21 protein-coding genes are annotated in these 26,617 nt (G+C 59.8%); 9 read left to right on the top strand and 12 right to left on the bottom strand.

From position 1 onward, the window contains the following. Window positions 1–101: 101 nt before the first annotated feature. The gene (locus BK658_RS23365; protein ID WP_123584374.1) at window positions 102–731 is read left to right on the top strand and encodes a LysE family translocator; all 630 of its coding nucleotides are present in this window, start codon (window positions 102–104) and stop codon (window positions 729–731) included. Here the strand turns inward: BK658_RS23365 and BK658_RS23360 are convergent. The 7 genes from BK658_RS23360 to BK658_RS23330 form a co-directional block, all read right to left on the bottom strand. Next, window positions 728–2,875 (bottom strand): hypothetical protein, encoded by a 2,148-nt coding sequence (locus BK658_RS23360; RefSeq protein WP_123584373.1) that lies wholly within the window; start codon window positions 2,873–2,875, stop codon window positions 728–730. The two genes, BK658_RS23365 and BK658_RS23360, sit on opposite strands and share 4 nt — an antisense overlap. After that, a complete protein-coding gene (locus BK658_RS23355) occupies window positions 2,862–4,061 on the bottom strand; it encodes a DUF3142 domain-containing protein (RefSeq protein WP_123584372.1) in 1,200 nt (399 codons plus the stop codon). The genes BK658_RS23360 and BK658_RS23355 overlap by 14 nt, the downstream gene beginning before the upstream one ends. Before the next feature lie 73 nt (window positions 4,062–4,134). Next, the gene (locus BK658_RS23350; RefSeq protein WP_123584371.1) at window positions 4,135–4,968 is read right to left on the bottom strand and encodes a class I SAM-dependent methyltransferase; all 834 of its coding nucleotides are present in this window, start codon (window positions 4,966–4,968) and stop codon (window positions 4,135–4,137) included. Beyond that, window positions 4,962–6,116: an acyltransferase family protein gene (locus tag BK658_RS23345; RefSeq protein ID WP_123584370.1), complete on the bottom strand. Its 1,155-nt coding sequence runs from the start codon at window positions 6,114–6,116 to the stop codon at window positions 4,962–4,964. Before BK658_RS23345 ends, BK658_RS23350 begins: the two co-directional genes overlap by 7 nt. Continuing rightward, window positions 6,113–7,000: a class I SAM-dependent methyltransferase gene (locus BK658_RS23340; protein ID WP_123584369.1), complete on the bottom strand. Its 888-nt coding sequence runs from the start codon at window positions 6,998–7,000 to the stop codon at window positions 6,113–6,115. Before BK658_RS23340 ends, BK658_RS23345 begins: the two co-directional genes overlap by 4 nt. Beyond that, on the bottom strand, window positions 6,997–8,301 hold the full coding sequence (locus BK658_RS23335) for a glycosyltransferase (protein ID WP_123584368.1): 1,305 nt from the start codon (window positions 8,299–8,301) through the stop codon (window positions 6,997–6,999). Before BK658_RS23335 ends, BK658_RS23340 begins: the two co-directional genes overlap by 4 nt. After that, window positions 8,295–9,872 carry a glycosyltransferase gene (locus tag BK658_RS23330; RefSeq protein ID WP_123584367.1) on the bottom strand — a complete coding sequence of 526 codons (1,578 nt, stop codon included), beginning with the start codon at window positions 9,870–9,872 and terminating at the stop codon, window positions 8,295–8,297. The genes BK658_RS23335 and BK658_RS23330 overlap by 7 nt, the downstream gene beginning before the upstream one ends. Before the next feature lie 429 nt (window positions 9,873–10,301). On the opposite strand from BK658_RS23330, the gene BK658_RS23320 reads away from it, so the two are divergent. Genes BK658_RS23320 through BK658_RS23285 form a run of 8 tightly spaced genes read left to right on the top strand, consistent with a single transcriptional unit; the run spans window position 10,302 to window position 19,290 of the window. After that, window positions 10,302–11,216, top strand: coding sequence for a GDP-mannose 4,6-dehydratase (locus BK658_RS23320; RefSeq protein WP_123584365.1), 915 nt, complete (start codon window positions 10,302–10,304; stop codon window positions 11,214–11,216). Then, complete coding sequence (gene gmd, locus BK658_RS23315) at window positions 11,213–12,184, top strand: GDP-mannose 4,6-dehydratase (RefSeq protein ID WP_123584364.1); 972 nt, start codon at window positions 11,213–11,215, stop codon at window positions 12,182–12,184. The genes BK658_RS23320 and gmd overlap by 4 nt, the downstream gene beginning before the upstream one ends. 3 nt (window positions 12,185–12,187) lie before the next feature. Beyond that, on the top strand, window positions 12,188–13,630 hold the full coding sequence (locus BK658_RS23310) for a mannose-1-phosphate guanylyltransferase/mannose-6-phosphate isomerase (protein ID WP_123584363.1): 1,443 nt from the start codon (window positions 12,188–12,190) through the stop codon (window positions 13,628–13,630). Continuing rightward, complete coding sequence (locus BK658_RS23305) at window positions 13,631–14,428, top strand: ABC transporter permease (RefSeq protein ID WP_123584362.1); 798 nt, start codon at window positions 13,631–13,633, stop codon at window positions 14,426–14,428. Beyond that, window positions 14,428–15,681: an ABC transporter ATP-binding protein gene (locus BK658_RS23300; protein WP_123584361.1), complete on the top strand. Its 1,254-nt coding sequence runs from the start codon at window positions 14,428–14,430 to the stop codon at window positions 15,679–15,681. The genes BK658_RS23305 and BK658_RS23300 overlap by 1 nt, the downstream gene beginning before the upstream one ends. Further along, window positions 15,678–17,045 (top strand): glycosyltransferase family 4 protein, encoded by a 1,368-nt coding sequence (locus tag BK658_RS23295; protein ID WP_123584360.1) that lies wholly within the window; start codon window positions 15,678–15,680, stop codon window positions 17,043–17,045. The genes BK658_RS23300 and BK658_RS23295 overlap by 4 nt, the downstream gene beginning before the upstream one ends. Next, the gene (locus BK658_RS23290) at window positions 17,029–18,159 is read left to right on the top strand and encodes a glycosyltransferase family 4 protein (protein WP_123584359.1); all 1,131 of its coding nucleotides are present in this window, start codon (window positions 17,029–17,031) and stop codon (window positions 18,157–18,159) included. Before BK658_RS23295 ends, BK658_RS23290 begins: the two co-directional genes overlap by 17 nt. Further along, on the top strand, window positions 18,160–19,290 hold the full coding sequence (locus BK658_RS23285) for a glycosyltransferase family 4 protein (protein WP_123584358.1): 1,131 nt from the start codon (window positions 18,160–18,162) through the stop codon (window positions 19,288–19,290). It abuts the gene before it with no gap. A gap of 116 nt (window positions 19,291–19,406) precedes the next feature. Here the strand turns inward: BK658_RS23285 and BK658_RS23280 are convergent, their stop codons facing one another. The 5 genes from BK658_RS23280 to BK658_RS23260 all read right to left on the bottom strand — a co-directional run bounded on the left by BK658_RS23280 (window position 19,407) and on the right by BK658_RS23260 (window position 26,280). Next, window positions 19,407–21,437: a 2Fe-2S iron-sulfur cluster-binding protein gene (locus BK658_RS23280; RefSeq protein WP_123584357.1), complete on the bottom strand. Its 2,031-nt coding sequence runs from the start codon at window positions 21,435–21,437 to the stop codon at window positions 19,407–19,409. A 63-nt stretch (window positions 21,438–21,500) separates the two neighbouring features. Beyond that, window positions 21,501–22,124 carry a glutathione S-transferase family protein gene (locus BK658_RS23275; RefSeq protein ID WP_054594832.1) on the bottom strand — a complete coding sequence of 208 codons (624 nt, stop codon included), beginning with the start codon at window positions 22,122–22,124 and terminating at the stop codon, window positions 21,501–21,503. A 130-nt stretch (window positions 22,125–22,254) separates the two neighbouring features. Beyond that, window positions 22,255–23,157 carry a LysR family transcriptional regulator gene (locus tag BK658_RS23270; protein ID WP_123584356.1) on the bottom strand — a complete coding sequence of 301 codons (903 nt, stop codon included), beginning with the start codon at window positions 23,155–23,157 and terminating at the stop codon, window positions 22,255–22,257. Between the two features lie 43 nt (window positions 23,158–23,200). After that, window positions 23,201–24,523 (bottom strand): ABC transporter ATP-binding protein, encoded by a 1,323-nt coding sequence (locus BK658_RS23265; RefSeq protein WP_123584355.1) that lies wholly within the window; start codon window positions 24,521–24,523, stop codon window positions 23,201–23,203. Between the two features lie 14 nt (window positions 24,524–24,537). Continuing rightward, window positions 24,538–26,280, bottom strand: coding sequence for an ABC transporter permease (locus BK658_RS23260; protein WP_123584354.1), 1,743 nt, complete (start codon window positions 26,278–26,280; stop codon window positions 24,538–24,540). Window positions 26,281–26,617: the final 337 nt, after the last annotated feature.

The following is a 26,617-nucleotide window of genomic DNA, read 5'->3' as shown; positions in this document are numbered from 1 at the left end:
GCTGCCAAGTCTAGCTGTTTACAGGCGCGACTACGCAAGCACCTGCCCTGCCCTTCGGCCCTAGACTTTGATCACCGAATCGCTAACGAATGGGGTGCAGCATGGCAGAACTCTGGATGTTCTTTTTGGCCTTGGCAGTGGTTTACCTGTTGCCCGGTCCAGACATGATTCTGCTGCTGCAAACCGGTGCCCGGCAGGGCAAAGCCGCCGCGCTGGCCACCGCCATCGGTCTGGCGATTGCCCGGGGTTGCCACGTTGCGCTGGCAGCGCTGGGCTTGGCGACGCTGTTCAAGGCTGCACCCTGGACCTTTGAAGTGGTGCGCCTGGCCGGTGCGGCCTATCTGCTGTGGCTGGGGATTCAATGCTTGCGCTCAAACATGCTGCCGAATCTGAACACCAACGGCACAGCCGCTGCGAAGCTGGCGTGGCGCGAGGCGATCCAGCGCGGCTTGCTGACCAACCTGCTCAACCCCAAGGCGCTGCTGTTCTGTTCGGTGCTGTTGCCGCAGTTCATTGACCCGCAGGCAGGGCCGGTGCTGACGCAGTTCGCGACCCTGGGCGTGTTGCTGGTGGTGGCCGGTTTGCTGTTCGACAGCGGTTACGCACTGATCGGCGCCTGGCTCGGTCGCTGGCTGGAGCGCAGCCCCTCGGCGCAGCGCGTGCAACAATGGCTGTTTGGCAGCTTGCTGATCGGTTTTGCGCTGCGCCTGACGTTCGTTCAGCAGGCTTAACGATTGGCCTTGCGCTTGTGGCGATAGATCAGCCACAGGGCCAATGCCGTGAACACCAGCACAGAGCCCATCTGCAGCCACTTTTTATAGGGGCGCAAGGTTGAACGAACGGGTTCCAATACCTGAGTCACGTAACGTTTATCGGCGTTCTGAAAGTCGGGATAAGGGCATTGATGCCCGAAGTTCACCGCCCAATCCACATATGGACCTTCTTTGACATAGCGCTGATAGAACGCACTCTCTTCCTCAAGACTGGTTCCCCAACCCGCCGCTGCGCACAGAACTGCCGCGAATGCCTGGCTGCTGTGGGGCAGAAGGTCCGCGGCTTTGCTGGCCAGCCCCGTGGCAACATACCGATAGTGGAAACGCTCATCGGGTTTGGCTGCGCTGGCCTGCTGGCGGTGCACCTCCCCCTCTGAAATCAGCGGACCGACTTTTAACTCAGTTGTCTCAAGGCTGTAGTTGCCATAGAACGTGGCGTAATCCGGGGCCATTTCGTAACCGAGAAGCTCCATTCCCCAATGACGAGCAGCCATGCCTGCATTGAAATAAGCCGCTGCACGACGAGTGGGCCACCACGCTGATTCTGCCTCCTGGCGCAGCTCCGCGTAATGTTTGGCCTTGGCTTGCAACTCGGGATTATCAAAGTACGCCGGCGCTTCGTCGTAGCGCTCCTCACGCAGCAATCGACGCCCGAGCAAATCGCGCAGGCGTGCCGCGATCGGTGCTGGGACATAACGCTCGCGCTCCTGCTGGGTCAACGGCGCAGGCGCCGGCACCTGGTGGTCGACAAACTGCTTGAGTTCATCAACCGTCAGCACCCGTTCCGCGACGACAGCCGCGTCCTCCCAGTAGAGATCCTGGCTACGATACAGCTGCTCAAACGCTTGCAGGTAATCACCACGCTCCAGCGCCAACAGCGCACTTTCACCGTCGACCCGGCAGCCGGGTTTGAGCGTTTCATAGTCGCCGCTGGAGGTACTGCGCTCGCCCCAGTTTTCATCCTGCGGGAAGGCTCTGGCTGCCTTGGCATAAGCGCCGGCAGCCGCTGCTTTGTCACCCTCACGCAACGCCATTTTGGCTCGCAGCCACCAGGCCAGGCCGCCGTCACCGGCATGTTCGAGCAAGGCTTTGGTGGTGGCGTAATCACCGATCTGATAATTCAGCGCCGCCAGGCGGTCGGCGTTATCCAGGCTGCCAACGGTGCTCTGGAGCAGCGACTTGATCATTTTTTGTTCAACTGGCGGTTGTTCACCGTACGACCAACCGACATGGCTGATCAACGCCGCCGTAACCAATTGCCGCACCGCTTTGCCTTTGAGTACCTCGTTGAGCTGCGCCTCCGGCATCTCGCCCAGCTCATTCATCAACTGCTTGAGCGAGCTGTAACCGACTTGCGAGCCTTGCAGGCTCTGCGTCGCGTAAAGCTCGACGGCGGTGTTCCAGTCGCCGGCCAGACGTACGAGCCGCGCTTCTTCGCCGAGGCTGGCAATGCCCAATTCCTGAGGGTCGCTGAAACCCTCGATACTCAACTGGCGAGCCTGCACAAAGGCCTGCCGGGCCTGTTGCAGACTCTCGCGACGCCCAGCTTCGTCGAGGTCATTGGCCTCCCGGCTGATCGCGAACAAGGCCCGACCCAGCGAGTAAGCCGCCCAGGTGCTGCGCAACGCACGCTGATCGGCCGGCAGCGCCAGCACTTTGCGGAAATACTCTGCCGCCACGGCATCTTCGCCCGCGTTGAAGGCTACCGCTCCGGCGGTGTACAGGCTGAGTTCAGGCGGCAGGCTGGCGCCCTCGGCTTGCACCTGTTGCGCATCTTGAAGCGTTCGCAGCTGCGCCACCTGCGCACGCTGAGCGTCGCTCAAACCCGTCTGTTCAGCGGTGTTTCGTGCCTGCACATAAAGATCATTGTCAGCGCCGTAAACATAGTCGCCCGTCATGACCTGCGCAGGCTTCAAACCGGCGATGGCTTTGCCCAGGCGATTCACTTCGAACCGGAAGCTGCCTTCCGGCAATTCACCCAGGGTCTGTGCCCGGTCGCCGAGCAAGCGCAGCGGAAAATCAGGCCCACAGGCCATCGCGCAGCCCAGCGGCAGACAGAGGCTTAAAGCGAGCAATTGACGCGGCCAGTTAGGGATAGACATGTGAGCTTCCTTGATCAATTTTTGTGCAGCGCGCCCAACCAAGGGTGCGTTCGGCCTCTGCCGGCAATCGGCCGTCTTTGAGACGGGTAAAGCTGAGTTGTCTGGGCGTCTGCTGTACGGCATAACCGTTGAGCGCATCTACCGCATCACATTCAGTGACTGCCAGCGTCACGCGCTCGGGCAGACCACCGTCGAGGTTGCCGCGATTGCTCACGGCGATGTCGTACAGACCGTCATGGCTGGAAAGGTTCAGGTCGAGCTGATTGGCCAATCGATCACCCCGCGCCACCGCGCGTAACGTTGCCAGGCTCCATGCGCGTCGGTCGCCCTTGAGCGGCAGACGAAACCAGATCAACCCGGCCAGATGGGGCGGTGGCTCGGTGCGCAATTGGCTGGCGAGTGTCGATAACTGTTGCGGATCAGCCAACAACTCACGGCGCTGCCCAATGCGATCCAAAGGCACCTCGCTTTCGACTATCGGCGCCCCGCCGTCCCCCGGCAGCAATGCGATACCGTAGGCCGGCAACGCCAGGTAGAAGGGTTTCGCAGTGATCCGGCTCCAGCGCCCGGCCCATTGTTTCGCCTGCGCCGGATCAAACAGCCCATGCTCGGGACTGCTCACTGCATGCACCTGCAACACGCTGCTGTCGACCACCGCCAGCAACCCCGGCAGTTCGGGACTGTCGAGCCAGGCAGGCAGCGCGGTGATGCTCAGTTTCAAACTGGCAGGCAGCACGTTGCGCAACCCGGCAAGAAACTCACGGTAGGCCGGCAAACGCGCCGTGCCGGCATCGTGGTCAATCTCGACGCCAGCCGGCGTCAGGCCCTGAGCCTGCCAATCGGCCACTACGCGCTGGATCTGCACCGTGGCTTCGGTTTGATCCAGGTTCTTGAGTTGGCCATCGAGTCGAATCACCGCAATCAGCGGGCGACCATCATTTTTCAATAACCCCGGATTGATTCGCGCACGACGCCAGCCAGCCTGTGGATAAGTCTGCAGGGCCAACACCCGCAACGTCGAAAAGTCCCCGCGCGATTGCGCCAGAGCATCTTCATGGGCATCGGTCCATTGCCGCTGCCAGACGTAAAGCTGTTGATCGAGCGGCGGCGCGTCCTGCTGCTGGCAACCGTTGAGCAGCATAGCGGCTAGTAATAGCGCGCAACGGACGAAAAAAGTCGCTGACATAAAGGCCTGTGGCTGAGTTAATCCCTTAACGCAAAAAGGGCCTTTCAGGGCCCTTGTTGCTCAGCGCGCCAGCCTACGCAGCCAACGGCTTGCGGGCAATGATCACCTGACTTTTCGCCACTACCGCGTCCAGTGCCTGCTTGATCTGCGCCCCGCGTGGTGAGTCCAGCACGGCCTGCCAGGTATCAGCCCAGTGATGAAGCAGTGGATGATCGGGGTTGGCGAAATCGACCTTGGCTTCCCAGAACAGCAGCATCCACATCGACCAGTAGAAGCCGTACTGGCTGTGACTGATCAGCTCGAGGCCGGCGTCGCTGACCATCTGCTTGAACTGCTCTTCGCTGATGATCCGGATGTGGTTGGGCTTCTGGAAATACTCGGGGCGCGCGATGTCTTTTTGCAGGTCTTCGGAACTGGGATGCGGGACGCTGAGCAAATACAACGCTCCGGGCTTGCCCACGCGGACCAGTTCGGCGAGGAACTGCGCCGGATCATCGACGTGCTCGATGACTTCGGTGGACACCACCCGCGTCGCTGTTGCATCGGCGATCGGCAGCGGGTTGCAGTCGGTGATGTGGCACTCGACAGCGCGCGCCGGTGTATCGCTCAAGCGCTGACGAGTCGCTTCGACCTTGGCCGCGTCGATGTCGGCAATGATGATCTTCGCGCCGCGCTTGCCGCAGAAATGTACGTTGCCGCCGTCACCGCAGCCGACGTCCAGCAGGATGTCCTCGGGAGTCACCGGGAAGCCGGTGAATAACTCGCCGGTTTGCTGATTGAACCAGCCGCTAAGGGCCGCATCGTACAGCCCCAGCATGTACGGATCGACCTTGGCTGCGGGCGCTTCTGGCTGCACAGGAGCGGGAGCGGGGGCCCTCGCCGTGAGTTTCTTCAAAAGTCTCAGCATGAGGTCACTCCAGGGGATGGGACGGCGGTTGGGGACGTGCCCAGGCGTTGCACCAGTGCAGCGCCGCGATTACGCATGGGCATTTCGACGCAGCGGTAATTGAGCTCACTCAACAGGACGATCACCCCGCCAGCAATCAGCAGGGTCAGGATTGGATGCCCGGCCGGACTGGGCAGACCGGCCGCCTGCAAGCGGAAGATGAATTCACGGACCAACGAATAGGCCGGAATATGAATCAGGTAAATACCGTAGGAGCGACTGCCGATCCAGGTCATCAGACTCTTCAGCAATCCTCGAGGCATCAAGTAATCACGGTTGTAGGACGCCACCCAGACCAGCACCGCGCTGAGCACGGCAATCGCGCCGATACGATAGTCGGTGAACGTGAAGCGATCGGTGGCCAGTACACTCAGCGCCACCGCAACGATCAGCAACACCGACACACCAGCCCAGGGCCGACGCAAAACCGTTGGTTCCCAGCGCACATAACCGGGTCGTGCACTCCACATGGCCAACAGCACACCAAGGGCCAGTGCGTCGGTTCGGACCACCATCAGAATCGGCGTGCGCAACGTCAGCAACTGCACCGCGACCAGCGCCAGCAGTGCCCACACCAGGTGTTTGCGGCAGACCACAATCAGCAGCGGAAACAACAGGTAGAACTGCTCCTCCAGCGACAGGCTCCAGTAGACGAAACTGGTGCCGTACTCGTAGTGGTAGAAGCTGTCGGCAAAGCGAAAATTGGCATACTGTGCGATCCCCGCCAAGGTCGCCTGCACATTGGCGTGCAGCGTGCCGAAGGCCCCGGAGCGGTTGAGAAATACACAGGCCAGCAACATCAGCGCCAGCCACAGCCACGCCGACGGCAACAGCCGAAAGGCACGGCGCAACCAGAAGTTGCGCGTCTGCTGCCAGTATTCCTGACGCGTGCTGCAGCCTTGCAACGCCGGTATCAGACTGCGAGCGATGACAAACCCCGAGATGGCGAAAAACAAATCGACGCCCCACCAGGGTTGGCCAAACGCAGTGATGGTTTTCAGCAGGGGCACCGTGTCGGTGAACAAACTGCCTTGCAGGTGATGAAACAACACCCCGAGCACCGCAATGCCACGCAACAACTCGATGTCCATGATCCGTTTGCTGCTCATGCCGTCCTCCTGGGCATTGCATCGGCATCCACCGGCTTGCGGGCAATGATCACTTGGCTCTTGGGCATGAATTGATCGAGCATCTGCTTGATCGCCAGCCCGTTGGGTTGCGCCAGCAGGTCTTGCCAGGTTCGCGCCCAACTCTCCATCAGCGGCGGGTATGGCGCCTGAATCCGGTCTCGCACCGCGCCCCCGGGATCGCGCCCGGCGGCCCGCTCGCTGGCCCAGAAAAAGATCATGCCCATGACCCAGAAAAAGCCTGTGGCTTGACGATGCTCAATCACCAGCCCAGCGTCTTCAACCAACGCGGCAAAGCGTTCCGGGGTAAAGATCTGTACATGGTTGGGTGACTGGAAATAGCTGGCCGGTGCGATGCCCTGCTGCAAATGCTCACCCACCGGCGCCGGCACACTCAGCAGGTACAACGCGCCGGGGCGTCCCATGCGCACCAGCTCGGCCATGAACGGCTCGGGCCGATCGATGTGCTCAAGCACTTCCATGCACACGACCTTGCTCGCGCAGCCATCGGCCAAGGGCAGCGGCAGGCTGTTGCTCACCAGCCCCAGGCTCGGCTTGTCCGACTGGGCTTCCACTTGCCGGGCGAGGTCGCGGACCTTGTCGTGTTCGCTGTCGGTGAAGATCACTGACGCGCCCTGGCGTACCGCAAACAACGTCGCCACCCCTTCACCGCAACCGACGTCCAGCAAGGTGTCGTCCGCCGTGATGGCGAAGCCCTTGAGCAGCTCACCGCTGTCACCTAGAAACCAGCCGTCGAGCGTGGCGTCGTGCAGGCCCACATCCCTGGGTGAGAGCGGACTCGGCACAATCGGCAACGGTTCGGATTCCACCGCAGGAAACAAGCGTTTCATCAGTGCGCGGATCATGCCTTGGGGGTTTCCACAGCAGACACCGCGCGGGCCTTGAACAGCCGGGCGAAAAATCCTTCAAGGCGTTGTTCAGCGGTTGCCTGGCTGCAGAAGGTTTCGAGACTGGCCACCGCATGGGCGGACATCTGCGCGTAACGCCCGGGATCGTCTTTGGCAACCTCGTAGCTAGCCCGATAAGCCCTGCACAACGACGCCCAATTGGTGACGTAACGCAGGGTGCGGAACGCCCTTCGCGGGTCGTGAGGCCAGGCGGTCAGTTCATCAGTGGTATCGATCAGGAAAGCGTTGTCGACGTCCAGGTAATCGATCATCGCCGTGGTGCGTGGCGCCACTGCCGGTTTGCCGCAGGACATGAACTCCATCAACGGCAGACACTGGCCTTCACCGTAGGATGTGTTCACCACATAACTGGTAGCCTGAACCAGACGCTCGTAGTCCGCATCCGCAAGGTAGCCGTATATCAGTACGATGCGGCAGCGATAAGACTGGTTTTTGTACAAGTGGTGAAGAATGTCGGTCAGCGCTTCCTCGGCATCGTGGTGGGTCAGTTTGAGCACCAGCGTCGCGTCTTCCACCTCGCGGAAGGTCACGCAGAAGGCACTGAGCATGTCTTCCCAGTTTTTGCGCCCGTCACTTGGGTTGAACACCGAGGTGTAGATCACACCGTCGAGGACCAACTCGTGCTCGCGAGCCGGCGCCTGGAAATCGATCCCCTCGCCGATGCGCAAATGCGCAGGACCAAAGGCACGCAGGTCCAGATGCCGACTGTCTGCCAGCAATCCCTTGATCGTCAATCGCACCTGACTGGCCAGCGGCTGGCGCTGCAACTGTGCCCCCCGCGAGGCAAAACGGTCCCACACCGGCGCCGGCACCGCGACGATCGGATAATCAGCGCCCATTACCTCGCGCACGGCATTAACGGTGTAGCTGGAGTGGGTAATCGCAGCACCTGAGGCGCGCAATACGGTGCGCCAGTCATTGCGTGGTTCACCGGCAAATGGCTCGTCGGGAATGGTACTGAACTCCCAGGCAAACACCGCGAGGGTCGGACAAGCAAAGTGCACGGGTGTTCGATGAGGCGGAGAGAACGACAGGAACACGCAGTCTTCCCCACGGGACAGGCAGTCGAGGTACAGGGCATCGACTTCGGTCTGCGGGTCGCTGACTTCCACCACCCGCCCCAAGCGCTCCAGCACCGGTCGGTATTCCTTGAGCACGAAGTAATAGCTGTACTCAGAGCGCCCGAGGTTCTGGGCGATGGTGTGCTGGTTGGTTTCCGAGTGAATGATGATCAGCATGAGGCGTTATCCGTCACGGCCGTTGCTTGCGAAGTCAGCGGTGCCAACCCGAAAAAATCCGACAGGCGCTGTTGTACCGGGGCGAATGCGCAGTAGTCGTGCATGCGTTCGATGGCGGAGTGAGACATACGCTGATAATCCTGCGGTTGCTCCTTGGCCATTCGATAGCTGTTTTCGTAAGCCGTTTTCAACGAGCCCCAGTCCGGCCGATAGCGCAGGGTGCGGTAGATGATGCGACTGTCCTGAGGCCAGATGGTCAACTCTTCGCTGGACTCGACCACGAACGCCACGCGCTCGTCGATGTAATCCTCCATCGCCGTGTGGTCCGGGGCGATCACCGGTTTGCCACTGGCCATGAACTCCATCAACGGCAGGCACAGGCCCTCGCAGCGCGAAGCGTTGACGTAATAGCTGGCGGCTTCATAGAGCCGGGCGTATTGCGGATCGTCCAGATAACCGTGCATCACCACCACCCGACAGGCGAACGGCGACAGCTGCGCCAACAAGGTCATCAGTTCGGTGTAGTAGGACGACAGATCGTTGTGGGTAATCTTCAGCACCAGCGTGGCGTCCTCGGTTTCCCGGAAGGCCCAGCAGAACGCCGAGATCAGTCGATGCCAGTTCTTGCGACCGTCCCGAGGATTGAACACGCTGACGTAGATCACGCCGTCCACATCGGTTTCGACCTGGGCGGTGGTGTCGGGCACCGTCGGCGATGTCGGCTCGGGCACCGCAACCGACTGTGGGCCGGCGATGGCCGGCAGGAAGCTGGCCAGTCGCTCGTGGGCAGCGTCCGATAACAGATCGCGAATCCCCTCCCAGTACCACTGACTCAGGAAATGCGTGCGATGCACCGGCACCGGTTGCACCTTGCCCAGATCCAGAGCCCACAAGCGCAGGTAATGTCGGGCAATGACGAAGCGGCGTTTCAGCGTCAGTGGCGGCGGCCGTAAAGCCTCCAGCTCAGCCTCGCGCTCAGCCAGTTGCTCGGCGGTCAGCGGCACAGGAATCAGCGCATCGGCAGACAGCCCAAGCGTGCGGCTATCGAAGATGCAGCCCTTGATGTCGAGGGTCGAGCCCGAGTTGACCGGTCTGCTGGTGTGGCGGCTACGAATGGCCGTGAAGTTTTCCCATATCGGTGTCGGCAAGACCAACACCGGAAAGTCTTCGCCCATGGCCCGGCGAATCGCCCGGGCGGTGTGACTGGAAAGCGTGATGACCCGCTCCTGGCGCGCCAGCATGTGCGTCCAGTCCTGTCGTGGATCGTTGTCCCACTGCTCATCGGGAATCGAGTCGAACTCCCAGGCCACTACACAAATCGTCGGGCACTCAAGGTCGTTCGGGGTTTTCTGCGGCGGCGTAAAGGACAGGAACAGGCTGTCTTCGCCGACGGCACGCAATTGTCGATAGAGGGGGTCGACCTCGGCGGTGGAGGACACCACATGCACCCGCCCAAGGCTTTCGAGCACCGGGCGATAAGCCTTGAGCACGAAGTAATAACTGTATTCGGGGCGACCGAGGCTCTGGCTGATGGAGCTGTCGTTGACGTCCGAGTAGAGAATAAAATTCATGGCATCCCACGATGAAACCACCGTCCCGGCAGCCTCACTCTATGACGGCAAAGCTGGGGAACGAGTTGGCATTTGCCGGCCCTCGTCCATCGTCTTCTTGCCCGTCTACGTTCTTGTTTTAGTGGTCAGTTTCGCGGAGTTTCAGAACAGCCCCGCCGAACCCTGGACGATCGTGATGAGGGGCATTCTAAACACATCCGCCGAGGGTTCGTGAACCGTCCAGCGAGAATAAATCGGTCTACTCTGACGAGAACTGACCGGTCACGGTTGGACTTGTTGAAATTGCCGCGCAATTGGCACAGATTGGCGACCAAACAACTAAAACAAAACTTCCGTACCAGATATTTCCGAGAAAACTGCGTGATCATTCCGGATTTAACCAGCCAAGACTGGGGTTTGACGAAGTTTGCTGACTGAGGGGGCCACTGTTTGAAAAAGCGACTGTTCGTTACGGGTCTCAGTGGATTCGTAGGACGTCACATCCAATCCCGTCTGAACGCTTCTGACTCGGGGTGGGAATTGTTGCCCGTCCCATCCCGTTATGATCTTTGCGAACCCGGGAGCCTCGATGGCCTGTGGCCGCAACTGCCTGACGCCGTGATTCACCTGGCTGGACAAACCTTTGTCCCCGAAGCCTTTCGTGACCCGGCGAAGACTTTTCAGGTCAACCTGCTGGGTACCCTGAACCTGCTGCAAGGCCTAAAGGCCCGAGGTTTCAACGGCACCTTCCTGTATGTCAGCTCCGGCGATGTCTACGGCCAGGTCAGCGAAAGCGCCTTGCCGATCGACGAACACCAGCCGCCCTGCCCGCGCAACCCCTATGCCGTGAGCAAACTCTCGGCGGAAATGCTGTGCCTGCAATGGGGCATGACCGAAGGCTGGCCGGTACTGGTCGCGCGCCCTTTTAACCACATCGGTGCCGGGCAGCTGGACAGTTTTGTCATCGCCAGCGCCGCCCGGCAAATTTGCCGGATCAAGCACGGCCTGCAAGCGCCTGAACTGGAAGTGGGGGACATTGATGTAACGCGTGATTTTCTCGATGTCAGCGATGTCGTCTCCGCCTACCTGGCATTGCTTGAACGCGGTGCACCCGGGCAGGTCTACAACATCTGCTCCGGTGTCGAGCAAAGCATCCGTGCACTGATCGAGCAACTGGCCGATCTGGCCCAGGTCGATATGCAACTGATTCAAGACCCTGCGCGCCTTCGCCGCGCAGAACAGCGTCGGGTCTGTGGCAGCCATGCCAAGCTGCATCAGACCACCGGATGGGCGCCTGAACTTACAACACAACAATCCCTGCGGGCGATCCTGTCCGACTGGGAGTCACGGGTACGACAAGAATGACAAAAAGTGCATTGATCACAGGGATCACCGGACAAGACGGCGCCTACCTGGCCAAGTTGCTGCTCGACAAGGGCTATAAAGTCCATGGCCTGGTGGCGCGGCGCAGCAGCGATTCACGCTGGCGACTGCGCGAAATGGGCGTCGAGGGTGACATCGTCTATCTGGACGGTGACATGGCAGACGCCTGTTCGGTGCAGCGCGCGGTGATCAAGTCGGCCCCCGACGAAGTCTATAACCTGGCAGCGCAAAGCTTTGTCGCCGCGTCCTGGGACCAACCCGTGACTACCGGGATCGTCGACGGGCTGGGCGTGACCCACCTGCTCGAAGCGATCCGTCAGTTCAGCCCGCACACTCGTTTCTACCAGGCTTCGACCAGCGAAATGTTTGGCCTGATCCAGGCCGAGCAGCAGGACGAAAACACCCCCTTCTATCCGCGCAGCCCGTACGGCGTGGCCAAGCTCTACGGCCACTGGATCACCGTGAACTACCGCGAAAGCTTCAACCTGCACGCCAGCAGCGGCATCTTGTTCAACCACGAATCACCGCTGCGCGGGATCGAATTCGTGACCCGCAAAGTCACCGACGCCGCCGCCCGCATCAAACAGGGCAAGCAGCAGGAGTTGCGTCTGGGCAACATCGACGCCAAACGCGACTGGGGCTTTGCCGGCGACTACGTCGAAGCCATGTGGCTGATGCTGCAACAGGACAAGGCTGATGACTTCGTAGTCGCTACAGGTGTGACCACCACGGTCCGCGAGATGTGCCAGATTGCCTTCGAGCATGTCGGCCTCGATTACCGTGACTTCGTGAAAATCGACCCGGCGTTTTTCCGTCCGGCCGAAGTCGACGTGCTGCTGGGTAATCCGGCCAAGGCACAACGGCTGTTGGGCTGGAAACCAAAAACAGATTTACAGACCCTGATCCGCATGATGATGGATGCGGACATGAAGCGCGTCGCCAAGGAGTAGGCCATGCTGATTCCCGTGATTCTTTCCGGTGGTGCCGGAACCCGGCTGTGGCCGGTTTCGCGTGAAGGTCATCCCAAGCCGTTCATGACCTTGCCTGACGGCCAGACGCTGCTGGGCAAAACCTATCGACGCGCGGCCGGGCTGCTCGGCACACACGGAGATATCGTCACGGTGACCAACCGTGACTACTACTTTCAAAGCAAAGATTACTATCAGGACGCCCATCTGGGTCATCACCGCGGACACTTCGTGCTCGAACCGGTAGGCCGCAATACCGCCCCGGCCATCGCCGCCGCCGCCCTGTCGCTGCAGGCATTGCATGGCAACGAAGCGATTCTGGTGGTGATGCCGGCTGACCACCTGATCCAGAACGAAGGCGCGCTCAAGACCGCCGTCGGGCATGCCGTGAAACTGGCCGAGGCCGGGCATCTGGTGACCTTCGGTGTGATCCCGACGACGCCGGAGACCGGTTTCGGTTACATCGAACGGGGTCAGCCGCTGGATGAGCAAGGAGCGGCCAAGGTCGCACGCTTCGTCGAAAAACCCGACCTGCAAACCGCCACGCATTACCTGGAAAGCGGCAACTTCCTGTGGAACTCGGGCATGTTCTGCTTCTCGATCGGCACCTTGCTGGCGGAGTTGCAGGTCCACGCCCCGCAATTGCTCGAACAGGCCGACGCGTGCCTCGCGGCCAGCGCCACAGTCGAGACCGGTGGTTGTCTGCAGCAGGAGTTGTCGGCGCCACATTTCGCCGAGATGACCGATATCTCTATCGACTACGCCTTGATGGAGCATTCCGACAAGGTGGTGGTGGTGCCTGCCGGTTTCGACTGGAGCGACATCGGTTCATGGGGTGCCGTCAGTGCCCTGGTTCCGGCCGACGCGCAGAACAACCGCGCCAGTGGCGAAGCGCTGTTCATCGACAGTCACAACAACTTCGTCCAGAGCGATGGCCGCATGGTCGCGACTGTGGGTGTGGATAACCTGATCGTCATCGACACCGCCGACGCCGTACTCGTGGCCCACGCCGACCGCGCGCAAGACGTGCGCAAGGTGGTCAAACAGCTCAAAGAGAAAGAGCACGAAAGCTATCGCCTGCACCGTACCGTCAGCCGGCCTTGGGGCACTTACACCGTGCTGGAAGAAGGTCCACGCTTCAAGATCAAACGCCTCGTGGTCAAACCCGGCGCCAAGCTGTCGCTGCAAATGCACCACCACCGCAACGAACATTGGGTGGTGGTCGAAGGCATGGCCAAGGTCACCAACAATGGTTCGGGGTCGCACCTTGTGGCCAAAAACGAGTCCACCTTTATTGCCGCAGGGCACAAGCATCGCCTGGAAAACCCGGGGGTGATCGACCTGGTGATCATTGAAGTTCAAAGCGGCGAGTATCTGGGAGAAGACGATATCGTCCGCTTCGAAGATCAATACGGCAGGACGGTCTGAATGTTGCTGAATTTGCATCGCTCGCTGTGGAGCTATCGGGGTTTCATCCTCGGTAGCGTCAAGCGAGAGTTCCAGTCGCGCTATCGCAACTCACTGTTCGGTGCCCTGTGGACCGTGCTCAACCCGCTCTCGATGATCGTCGTCTATACGGTGGTCTTTTCCCACATCATGCGCGCCCGCTTACCGGGGGTGGATGACGGCATGGCCTACAGCGTCTACCTCTGTGCCGGGCTGCTGACCTGGGGCCTGTTTTCGGAAATCACCTTGCGCAGCCAGAACATGTTTCTGGAAAACGCCAATCTGCTGAAGAAAATCAGCTTCCCTAAAATCTGTTTGCCGGTGATCGTGCTGCTCAATGCCAGCATCAATTTCGCGATCATCATTGGCCTGTTCCTGGGCTTTCTACTGATCACCGGGCGCCTGCCGGGCATGGCCTTGCTGGCGCTGCTGCCGCTGCTGGCCTTGCAGGTGATCTTCTGCGCCGGGCTGGGAATGATTCTCGGAGTACTGAACGTATTCTTTCGCGATGTCGGGCAGTTCTTCGGCATCTGCCTGCAATTCTGGTTCTGGCTGACGCCGATCGTGTACCCGATGAGCATCCTGCCCAAGTGGGTCCAGCACCTGTTGCAACTCAATCCCCTGACCAACCTGATCGGCAGTTATCAAAACCTGTTCCTCTACGGCCAGTGGCCGGTCTGGAGTTCCCTGCTGCCGACCCTGATGATCGGTGTGGTGTTCTGCGCGATCGGGCTGCGACTGTTTCGCCATCGGGTCGGCGAAATGGTGGATGAACTCTGATGGGACACATACGCGTTACGGGCCTGGGCAAGGCTTACAAGCAGTACCCCACCCGCTGGAGCCGACTGGCCGAATGGCTGATCCCGTTTTCACCGATCCGCCATCGCCAGCACTGGGTGCTCAAGGATGTGGAGTTCGAGATTGCCCCCGGCGAAGCAGTGGGCATCGTCGGCGTTAACGGTGCCGGTAAAAGTACCTTGCTGAAGATGATCACCGGCACCACCCAGCCGACCTGTGGACAGATTCAGCTCGAAGGCCGGGTTGCCGCACTGCTGGAACTGGGCATGGGGTTTCATGCGGACTTTACCGGCCGGCAGAATGCGGTCATGGCCGGGCAACTGCTGGGCATGTCGATCGAAGACATCGAAGCCCTGATGCCCGAGATCGAACGTTTCGCGGAAATCGGCGAAGCCATCGATCACCCCGTGCGCACCTATTCAAGCGGTATGCAGATGCGTCTGGCCTTCAGCGTGGCTACCGCCCGGCGCCCGGACATCCTGATCGTCGATGAAGCACTGTCGGTGGGCGACGCCTACTTCCAACACAAGAGCTTCGAGCGCATCCGCAGTTTTCGCAAAGCCGGTACCACGCTACTGATCGTGTCCCACGACCGTTCGGCCATCCAGTCGATCTGCGATTCGGCGATCCTCCTGGAAAACGGTCGCATGGCCATGTACGGCAAGCCCGAGGCGGTCATGGATTACTACAACGCCTTGCTCGCCGAACGGGAAGGCCAGACTGTGCGTCAGGAAATGCTCGCCGGTGGGCAAGTGCAAACCGTTTCCGGCACCGGCGAAGCCGGTATCCTCAGTGTGCGCTTGCTGGATGAGCACGGACGCGCCATCGACGCCGCCGAAGTCGGTCAACCCGTGGTGCTGGAAGTGCAGGTCGAAGTCCGCCAGGACATCGAGCGGTTGGTATTGGGCTTCATGATCAAGGATCGCCTGGGCCAGGCCATGTACGGGATCAACACCCATCGCCAGGATCAGGCGCTGACCGATCTCCAGGCCTCTGAGCGGGTCACCTATCGCTTTGCCTTCGTCATGGGCCTGGGCAAGGGCAACTATTCGGTAGCCCTGAGCTTGTCTCGGCTGGACTCGCACCTGGACCGCAATTTCGAATGGCGCGACTACGGCCTGGTGTTCCACGTGATCAACAACCGGCATGAAGACTTCGTCGGCTGCTCGTGGCTGGGAGCGAAAACCAGCATCACTCGCACCACCGCACGGACTGTTTCGGGGACCACACCATGACTCGCCTACTGGTGGAATGCACCCATGTGTTCCAGCACCCCAAGGTCAATTCGGGCATTCAGCGGGTGGTGCGCAACGTCATCAATCAACTGTCGGAAAACGTCGATGGCGTGCAATGCATTCCCGTAGTGATGCTCAACGGCAAGCTCTACCAAGTGCTGAAGCTAGCCCCTTTGAACATCCCGTTTTTCGATGGCTTGATGATCTTTGGTGGACGGTTGGGGCGGTTGGCTCATCGTTTCTGGCAACTGCATCAACGCCTCCACAAGCGCAGTCATTCGCGAATTGCCAAGCGTTTGCTGCACGTGGTCTACCGCGTCACGACGATAGCCTGTTTCAGCATTCCGTTGCGTCTGATCGAGGGCCTCAATCAGTATCAACTGCCCAAGCGTTGCTCGCCGCTACAGCATCAGCCGGGGGATCAACTGGTGCTGCTGGACTCGTCCTGGCATAGCGACTTTTTTCCGTTTGCCGAACAACTCAAACACGAAGGCGTGGGCATCGTTTCGGTGATCTACGACCTGATTCCCCTGACCCACCCGCAATTCTACGACACACGGCTGGTGCAGATTTTCAACGAGTGGTTCGACTGGATCAGTAAAACCGCCGACGGTTTCGTAGCGATTTCCTCCACAGTGCGCGATCAGGTGCGTGAAGAATTGCATCGCCGGGTCGGCCCGGCGAAAGCCGAGACGTTGTGGTTCGACTATTTCCACCTCGGCTCCGAACTGGACCTGAGCGAAGCCACCGCTGCCGTGGAACCACGCCTGGCCCGTTTGTTCACAACGCCGGAACCGGTGTTCCTGATGGTCAGCACCATCGAGCCGCGTAAGAACCACGACTATCTGCTGGACGCCTTCGAACTGGCTTGGGCTGCGGGCTCCAAAGCCCGACTGTGCATTGCCGGCAGAGTCGGCTGGAAGTGTGATGCCCTGCTAGCCCGCGTGCGTGAACATCCAGAGCTGAACCAGCGGCTGTTCATGTTTAACGACCTGAACGACACCAGTCTCGAACATGCCTACTCCTACGCCAGTGCTCTGGTGTTTCCATCCTATGTCGAAGGTTTCGGCCTGCCGCTGGTGGAAGCAATGCAGCGCGGCCTGCCGGCGATGGGCAGCGACATTCCGGTGTTCCGCGAGATTGGCGGTGAATTCATGGCCTATTTCGATCTCACGGCCCCGCAAAGCCTGGTCGACCTTGTCACCCACATGGAAAACACCGGGACCTTCCCGGCCGCCCGCAAGGTGAGCGAATGGCACTGGCTCGGCTGGCGCGAGGCCAGTGCGCAATTGGTCGAGCGAGTCCTGCGCAACCTGAAAAAGGCCCCGGTAGCCGTTGAGAGGCAGCATGCAGATTGCCCTTAACGCACGAATTCTGCAGGCACCCCGAACCGGTATCGGCCACTATCTGGCCGAACTGGTCAACGCACTGACCCATGAGCCTGACCTGGAACTGTCATTGTTCCACGGCTGGGGCTGGAGTTCGTCGCTACCGGCCGCAGCAATGCCTGGCTACTCACGGCTGACTCCCTTGCTGCGGCAGATCCCCGGTGCCTATCAGGCACGTCGCTGGCTGGAACAACGGCGCTTCGACCGAGGGCGCCCGGCGGCCATCGACCTCTACCACGAGCCGAGTCTGTGGCCCTTGGCGTTCAAGGGCCCGACCATCATCACCCTGCACGACCTGACCCATCTGCACTACCCATCGACCCAACCGGCAGCGCGGTTACGGGAGATTGAACGTCGACTGGGCCAAGGCGTGCGACAGGCACGTCTGATCCTGACCGACTCACAGTTTATCGCCGACGAAGCCCAGCGCTATTTCGGCCTCGGGCCCGAGCGTTTCGTGATTGCCCCACTGGGCGCCGCGGCGCGTTTTCATCCACGTTCGAACGAGTCCTTGCAGCAGGCGCTGCAACCTCACGGCGTGCAGCCACAGGGGTACTTTCTGTGTGTCGGTACTCTGGAGCCGCGCAAGAACCTGTCGCTGGCATTGCGTGCTCACGCCGAGTTGCCTGAAGCACTGCGTCAGCACTTTCCGTTACTGGTAGTGGGGATGGCCGGATGGAAGGGTGACCAACTCGATGATGAACTGCACAAGGCCCTGGCAGCCGGCCATGCCCGCCTGCTGGGGTACCTGCCGGATGAACAGATCGCACAGCTGGTAGCTGGCGCCCGGGCGCTGGTTTTCCCCTCTGTTTACGAAGGTTTTGGTCTGCCGATTCTGGAGGCCATGGCCAGCGGCACACCTGTGATATTGACCCGACGCTCGGCCATGCCCGAAGTTGCTGGCACCGCGGGCAATTATATTGAACCTGATGATGTGCATGGGTTGTGTGAAGCCATGAGTCGTTTGGTCGACGATGAAACGCATCGGCAGGTATGCCGGGAAGCGGGATTGCAACGGGCGAAGCTTTTTTCCTGGGAACGTTGCGCGAATCTGACAGCTCGCGCCTACCGCCAGGCTTTGGGAGGTTGAATGCGTGTTCTTCATTTTTACAAAACGTATTTGTCAGAAACCGTCGGAGGTATCGAACATGTCATGTTTGAACTATGCGAAAGCGGCGCACCGCATGGCATTCAGAGCAAGGTTCTGACGTTAAGCGCCAACCCGACACCAGCGGTCATCCCGTTTTATCAGCACGAGGTCCATCGCGCCAAACTCGATGTGCAATTCGCATCTACCGGTTTTTCCTACAGCGTCTTCAAGCAGTTTCGGGAATTGGCCGCAGAAGCCGACGTGGTCAACTATCACTTTCCCTGGCCGTTCATGGATGTGGTGCATTTCCTCAGCGGCATGAACAAACCCTGCGTAGTGACGTACCACTCGGACATCATCCGGCAAAAGCATCTGCTCAAACTCTACCGGCCGTTGATGATGCGCTTTCTTGCCAGCGCTGACCGGATTGTCGCGGCATCGCCAAACTACCTGCATACCAGTGACGTCCTGAAAAACTTCTCGGACAAAACCCGGGTCATTCCCTACGGCCTGAATAAATACTCTTATCCAAAACCTGATACCGAACGCATGGCTCGTTGGCGCGAGCGCCTGGGTGAGCGATTTTTCCTGTTTGTGGGCGTCATGCGCTATTACAAAGGCCTGCACATCCTGCTCGATGCGCTCAAAGGCGTCGATTACCCGGTGGTAATTGTCGGTGCCGGGCCTCTGGAAAATGAGCTGCACGCCCAAGCCGCAATGCTTGGTCTACACAACCTGCATTTCCTCGGGCGCCTGGACGACGAAGACAAAGTCGCACTGTTGCAACTGAGCTACGCGATTGTGTTCCCGTCACACCTACGCTCCGAAGCATTTGGCATCTCCCTGCTCGAAGGGGCGATGTACGGTAAACCGATGATCTCCAGTGAAATCGGTACTGGAACCAGCTATATCAATATTCACGGAGAAACCGGGCTGGTGGTGCCGCCAAGTGATCCACAGGCGTTTCGCGAAGCCATGCGCACGCTATGGGAAAACCCTGTCCAGGCAGCGGAAATGGGCGTGAAGGCTGAAGCGCGTTACCGGCAGCTGTTTACCGCTGACGAAATGGGTCGCAAATGGACCGAGCTGTATCAGGAACTGCTGGAAGAGAAATCGCTGTCTTATGCGTAGTTGCCTTTGGTGGGAGCGGGCTTGCTCGCGAAAGCGGCGAGTCAGTCGACATCAATGTTGAATGATCAATCGCTTTCGTCGGATCGCCGCCCGGAGCAAGCCCGCTCCCACACTGATTAAAGGTCGAGCACCAGCGGTTGTTGGCCCTCTGCCGGAACCGCACAGCAAATCAGCACTTCCCCCGCACCGGGTAACTCCGCCGGGGGCTGTGGATAACTCACCTGACCGCTGATCAAACGGGTCTTGCAGGTGCCACAGGAACCGCCGCGGCAGCTGAACTCTGGCCGCAAACCCTGACTCTCTGCCAATTCCAGCAAACTGCCACTGTCTGGCTGCCAGCGAGCATCGATGGCCGAACGCTGAAACATTACTGCGACCGGGGTGGTGGCCGCTTGCGGCTGCTCAATGACTACCGCCTCCGGATCCGGCTGCCGACGCAGCGTTGAAGGACCAAAGGTTTCGGCGTGAATCCGCTGATCGCGGATATCCAACCCACGTAAATCGTCGTACAGCCCTTGAGTGAAACTGCTCGGACCACACAAGACGAAATCCAGCTGATCGTAGTCTTCCACCAGCAGGATGGTTTTGAGCAGCGCAAGATCGATACGCCCGGCCAGGTCAAAATCCTCACCCTCCCGGACCTGATCTTCCGGTTGGCTGAGCAGTCGAACGACCCGCACATCGCCATCCGTACCGTCCAGCAAACGGTCCAGCTCAGCCCGAAACGGTTGATCGGCCATGCTGCGCGAACTCTGGAACAACCAGCTCGGCCGCGTACGTCGGGTGCGCCGGCCCTGGTAAACCACTTCACGCAGCATCGACAACAACGGCGTGATGCCGACCCCGGCCGCCAACAGCACCAGTGGTCGCTGTTCATTGGCGGCTACCGTGAAATGTCCTTGCGGTGCGCGGGCTTCAATCAAATCACCGACCTGAATCCCTTCGTGCAGGTGCGAAGACACCAATCCATCACGCTTCACGCTGATGCGCAAGAATTCATCGCTGGGCGCACTCGACAGACTGTAAGTGCGGATATGCACCTGGCCATCAAGCGTGAAGCGCACCGGCAAATGCTGCCCGGCCTGGAACAGCGGTAACCCGGCGCCGTCAGCCGGCTCCAGATAGATCGAGCGAATGCTCTGGCTTTCCCGCTCGATCCGGGACACCCGCAATGGCCGCCAGCAATCGCCCAATGCCGCTGCCTGCAACCTGGCGGCAGCCTGTTCCCAGGTGCCGGTCAGCAAACTGGTGGGCGAAACCCCATCGAAGCGCCAGCGTAACGCCAACGCTGCGGGTCGCCGAACCACCTGCTGCACATGCAGCTTCCACAGCCGTTCGGCGCCTTGAAAGGCTTCTACTTGTGGGCCATCGAGGATGATTTCGGTACGACCGCTGACCTGCAGCAGATCGCCCGTAGTGAAATCGATAAACAGCAACCCGGCCCGCGGATTGAGCAGCAGGTTGCCCAAGGTATTGAAGTGCAGATTGCCGGCAAAATCAGGGATGGTCAGGCAGTCACCCTCGACCTGAACAAAACCCGTCTGGCCACCACGGTGGGAAACATCCACAGAACGTGAGTTATCCACATCCACGTAACTGGCGACAAAAAGGGTGTCGGTATCCCGAATCATCGCCGTGGCCGCGTCATCCAGCGAATTCAGGCGCTGTGCGATACGGGTCGACGGATCGGCCAACGGCACCGATTCGAACTGACGTAATTGAATGTACTGCGGGCAATTACCGAAGGACTGCTCGACCGACACGCTCAGGCCTTGCGCGCCAATCGCACTGACCCGGCCGTTGATCCGGTTACGCCGCCTGGTGTGTAACTCGATCCCCAGCAAGCCAATCGCTGCCCCGGCGTGTAATTGCGCCGGGTCCTCCAACGTGGGCAGGCTGTCGAGTTGCAACTGCGCAGGTTCAGGGGAATGGGCGAAGCCCGGCTGGCCTTCGAGGATGCTCGCCCAAGGGTTACCGTCGGCGTCCACGGCACCGAACACCATGAACGGCAACTGCCGATAGAACTGCCGATGCTGATCCGGCATTACCTTGCGGATCACCTTGCGCCCGTGCGCTTCCATACGTTCGGCAACCCCTGCATGAGCCTGCAACTGTTTCTCGCCGGCATGCCAAGGTGAAAGCTCCATCACGGTTCTCCCCTGCGCACCCGGCGCAGTGTGAACGGCCCGACATTGTTGGGCCGTAGCGCTTCAGGCAGTTTGCAATCCGGCCACGGTGCGTGGCATGCCGACAAAACCGGGCAACGCCTCGATCCGCGCCAGCCAGGCCCGCACGTTGGCATAGTCAGCCAGCGAAACGTTGCCTTCCGGGGCATGGGCGATGTAGCTGTAGGCAGCAACATCGGCGATGGTCGGCTCATCACCAGCAAGATAGGTCGATTTGCTCAGTTCCTGATCAATCACCTTGAGCAGGTTGTGGGAACGGGTAATCACTTCATCGGCATTGTTAGGCGCACCGAACACCGTGATCAGTCGTGCAATGGCCGGGCCGAAGGCAATCGGTCCGGCCGCTATCGACAACCAGCGCTGAACCCTGGCTGCACCGACCGGGTCGGCGGGCAGCCAGCGGCCCTTGCCGTACTTCTGCGCCAGGTACACCAGAATCGCGTTGGAATCGGCCAGCACCACACCTTGGTCGTCGATCACCGGGACTTGGCCAAAGGCATTGAGTGCAAGAAAGTCTGGCTGTTTGTGCGCGCCTTTCGCCAGATCAACGAAGATCAGTTCGGTTGGCAGCTCAAGCAACGACAGCATCAGCTCCACACGGTGGGCGTGGCCGGAACGTGGGAAGTTGTAGAGTTTGATGGCGTGCATAGTCGACTCCGCGGCTAGATTGCGCCGTTCAGGAGAGAACGGCACTAAGTGGCGCTATCTTCCACCTGCCATCAAAACAACAGAATAACCAGAAAACACAATCGATCATTTCACCCAGCGCAATAACACCTCAGGCGCGCAATGCCGGATGTTCACGTAATGCCTTCACCGCATAATCCACAAAACTGCGTACCCGCACCGGCGCCTTGCGCCCGCCCTGATACACCACATGGATGGGCAACGGAGGCAGTTCGAAGTCTTGCAGGACGATTTCCAGCTCACCGCTGGCGACCTTGCCGGCCACTTGATAGGAAAGAACCCGGGTCAATCCAAGCCCCAGAGCGGCGGCCGTGATTGCCGCCTGATTCGCCGTGACGACCAGACGCGGTTCAGGGCGAATGCTCAACACCTCTCCGGCCTCGCTAAAGGGCCAGTTTCGCTGCTGCCCAATGGACGAGGTGGCAACAATCCGCGCTCGGCCCAGATCATTGGGATGCATTGGCCGGCCATGACGCTTCAGATAATCGGGAGACCCGCAGATAACCCGCCGCACCTCGCCCACCAAAATGGCGTGCTGGTTGCTGTCAGGTAGTTCACCGATGCGCACGGCGACGTCGATGCCCTCCTCGACCATGCTCACCACCCGGTCGACCAGCAGTGCGTTGATACTGATATCGGGAAACTGCTCAAGGTAGCTAACCATCACCGGCGTCACGAACAACTCACCGAACAGCACTGGCGCAGTGATCGTCAGTTGCCCACGCGGTTGCGCATGACTGCCGGCAGCTGACGCTTCGGCCTCCTGAATGTCCGCCAGAATGCGTCGACAGTCTTCCAGATAACGCTGACCGGCCTCGCTCAAATGCAGACTGCGCGTGGTCCGTGTGAGCAATTGAGTGCCGATACGCACCTCCAGCGCCGCCACCGCCCGCGTCACGCTGGCCGCCGACAACCCCAGACGCCGAGCCGCCGCAGAGAAGCCCTGCTCTTGCGCCACGGCGACGAATACCTGCATTTCCTGGAGTCTGTCCATGAGCTACCTGTTGCATCGTCGCGCCCGACCTTGAGTGAGCCGGTTACAGACTGCCTTCGACATCTTCCAGACTGAAAGTCTCGGTATTGTCGTCATAGGAGAATATTTCAGCGTACCGGCCCCAACTGATCACGTTCTCCAGCGTTTCTTCTACCGCTGCGTCAGTGAGCGAATCCCCCAACTCCTGCTCGAACCGTACCCGCGGCGCCCAGTGACCACGTCGTTCCTGCAACACCTGGCGAATGCGGGTGGCCAATGGCACATACCTGAGCAGGTGTTCGGCAAAAATGGTTTTGCGCTCTTGGGTGCCGTACTCATCGAACAGCTTGCCGGCGTCGGTCAACTTGATGTCGGCGCCCTTGAGTTCGGCAAACCCCAGATGCTCGAGCATCTCCGCGACCGGAAACAGGTCATCGACCTCCAGCAACAGACGCTCGGCGACATTGGAGAGGCTGTCCTGCCCATAATACGGCTCGGCCGCCAGTGCAGAAATCAGACCTGCCATCAGGTTGGTCGACACGTCAGGCAACGGGCTGCCCAATTGCAGTTCGGCCTTGCCGGTTTTGGCGTCGGCACTGCGCCGGTTGGTCATCAAGGCATAGATATCATCGACCATTTTGCGAAAGGCCGGGTCCAGACGGTTGCGCGGGTGAGCGAACGGTACACGGATTTGCGCCACGACCCGGCCGGGGTTCGACGACAACACCAACACGCGGTCGCACATCAACACCGCCTCTTCGATGTTGTGGGTCACGATCAGGATGGACTTGATTGGCAACTGGCCGCCGCTCCACAGGTCCAGCAAGTCGGTTCTCAGGGTTTCTGCCGTCAATACATCCAGCGCCGAGAAAGGCTCGTCCATCAACAGCAAGGTCGGATTGACTACCAGCGCCCGGGCAAAACCTACGCGCTGGCGCATGCCACCCGACAATTCCCGTGGGTATGCGTTTTCGAAACCGTCGAGGCCAATCAGGTCGATCGCTGCCAGTGCACGCTTGCGCGCAGCCTTGGGTTCGACCTGCAACGCCTGAAGACCGGCTTCGACGTTTTCCAGAACCGTCAGCCAGGGAAACAGGGCAAAGGTCTGAAAGACCATGGCCACGCCTTCGGCGGGTCCGGTCAACAATGAACCGTTATAGCGAACCTCGCCTGAGGAGGGCAGGATAAGACCGGCAATGATCCGTAGCAGCGTCGATTTGCCAGAGCCGGAGCGACCCAGCATGCCGACGATTTCACCTTCGCGCAGGGTCAGATCGACATCGCTGAGTACCTGCAACTCGTCCTTGCCCTTGCCAAATCCTCGACAGACGTTCTTCAGTGCATAAATTTCGGAGTGCGCGCCTGTTTTTTCAGTCTGGCTATTCATCAAATCGACACCTGTTAATTCAGACGGAGTTTGTTTTCAGCGATGGCGTACAGCGGCCGCCACAGCACGCGGTTGAACGCCACGACAAAGAACGACATCACCACCACACCCAAGGTGATTTTCGGAAAGTCGCCAGCCGCGGTGGTCTGGGCGATATAGGCCCCCAAACCGTGAGCGACCACCTTGTCCTGCCCCCAGGAAACGAATTCAGACACGATACTGGCGTTCCACGCCCCGCCCGAGGCGGTAATCGCACCGGTCACGTAATAAGGAAAGATGCCGGGCAGCATGACCTTGCGCCACCACTGCCACCCGCGAATGCGGAAATTGGTCGCAGCCTCGCGGAAGTCGTTGGGAAAGGCGCTGGCACCAGCGATCACGTTGAACAGGATGTACCACTGGGTGCCCAGCACGATCAGCGGGCTTAACCAGATATCCGGGTTCAACTGATAGCGCAGAATCACGATGACAAACACCGGAAACAACAGGTTCGCCGGGAATGCCGCAAGGAACTGGGCCAACGGCTGGATTTTCTCCGCCAGATGCGGGCGCAAGCCGATCATCACACCCAGCGGGACCCAGATCAGCGAGGCCACCAGAATCAACAGGGCCACCCGCAGCAGGGTAATCGTGCCCAGACCGATCACATGCCAGAGTTCACCCAGCGTCACCTCGCTGCCGACATAGATGACGATGTGATACAGCGCGTAAAGAGTCATCGCAACAATCGCCGCTGCCCAAACCCAATCGATAGCCCTTGAAACTGTCGGACTGGCCTGAACTGCCACCGCTTTGGAGCGTGGCAGGCTCAGGCGCATGTTGGTGATGCGCACGATGGCCCGGAGAAACGGCCGCAACAGGCGCTGAACCACCCGGGTGCGCTGGATCAGATTCAGTACCCAGGACTCGGGGGCCCCGGCCTGTGAAGCCGTGTCTTCCATCCGGAACTTGTCCGCCCAGGCTACCAGCGGCCGGAACAGGAATTGGTCGTAAACCAGGATGACCACAATCATCGCCAGAATGACGTAACCCACGGCATGCATGTTGCGTTGTTCGATGGCCGTCGCCAGATAGGAACCAACCCCCGGCAAAGTGATGGTCTTGTCACCTACGGTGATCGCTTCCGAGGCCACTACGAAAAACCAGCCGCCGGACATGCTCATCATCATGTTCCAGACCAGGCCCGGAATGGCGAACGGCACATCAAGCTTCCAGAACTTTTGCCAACCGGAAAGCTGCAGGTTGCTGGACACCTCTTCCAGATCCCGAGGCACCGTACGCAGCGACTGGTAGAAGCTGAACGTCATGTTCCAGGCCTGGCTGGTGAAAATGGCAAAGATCGCCGCGCACTCCGCGCCCAGCACACGTCCTGGAAACAACAGCAGGAAAAATGTCACGGTAAACGAGATATAGCCCAGCACTGGCACCGATTGCAGAATGTCCAGTACCGGCACCAGCAGCTTCTCGGCCCGCCGGCTCTTGGCGGCCAACGTCCCATAAACCAGGGTGAAAATCAGCGCCGCCACCATGGCCGCGAGCATACGCAATGTGGTGCGGATCGCGTACTCGGGCAAGTCGGCCGGGTCCAAAGAAATGACCTGCGTCTGCAATGTCGAGATCGGGGCCCAGGTCTCGTGTGCGCCAATCGAGAAAAACAGCAGGAAGCCAATCACCAACGGCATGGCGATCAGGTCCCAGCGATTGGGAAGCAACCGTTTTGCCGTGGCCGGTATGTAATGACGCAATACCTTATTCATGTTCAGTGATTCCAGTAGCGTTCTGGTGGTGATCGTTGACCACCGATCAACAGGTTCTAGAGCGACCGCGCACAGAACGGCTCAACAAGCAGTTGAAGCACAGCTAAGTAAACTCTAGCGGGGTAATAAAACGACGGAGGGAGGCCACACAAACGAACGCTATGGGGCGAGGCAGAAAACAGTTCAGCGGTTCAGAACGCAGGGGATCTGAACACATCGTTTACCCTCTGTACCTCACTCGGCATCTCAATGGGTGGCCCGCCGAGAATGGGCAGGATCCATGGCTGGAGTCTCCTGAACGGGAGTGAAAAGGACATTTGGACGGGAAAAGCACGAC

This window comes from Pseudomonas brassicacearum, from assembly GCF_003732175.1.
Lineage (GTDB): Bacteria > Pseudomonadota > Gammaproteobacteria > Pseudomonadales > Pseudomonadaceae > Aquipseudomonas > Aquipseudomonas brassicacearum_G.
This window is presented reverse-complemented; position numbering and strand designations above follow the sequence as displayed.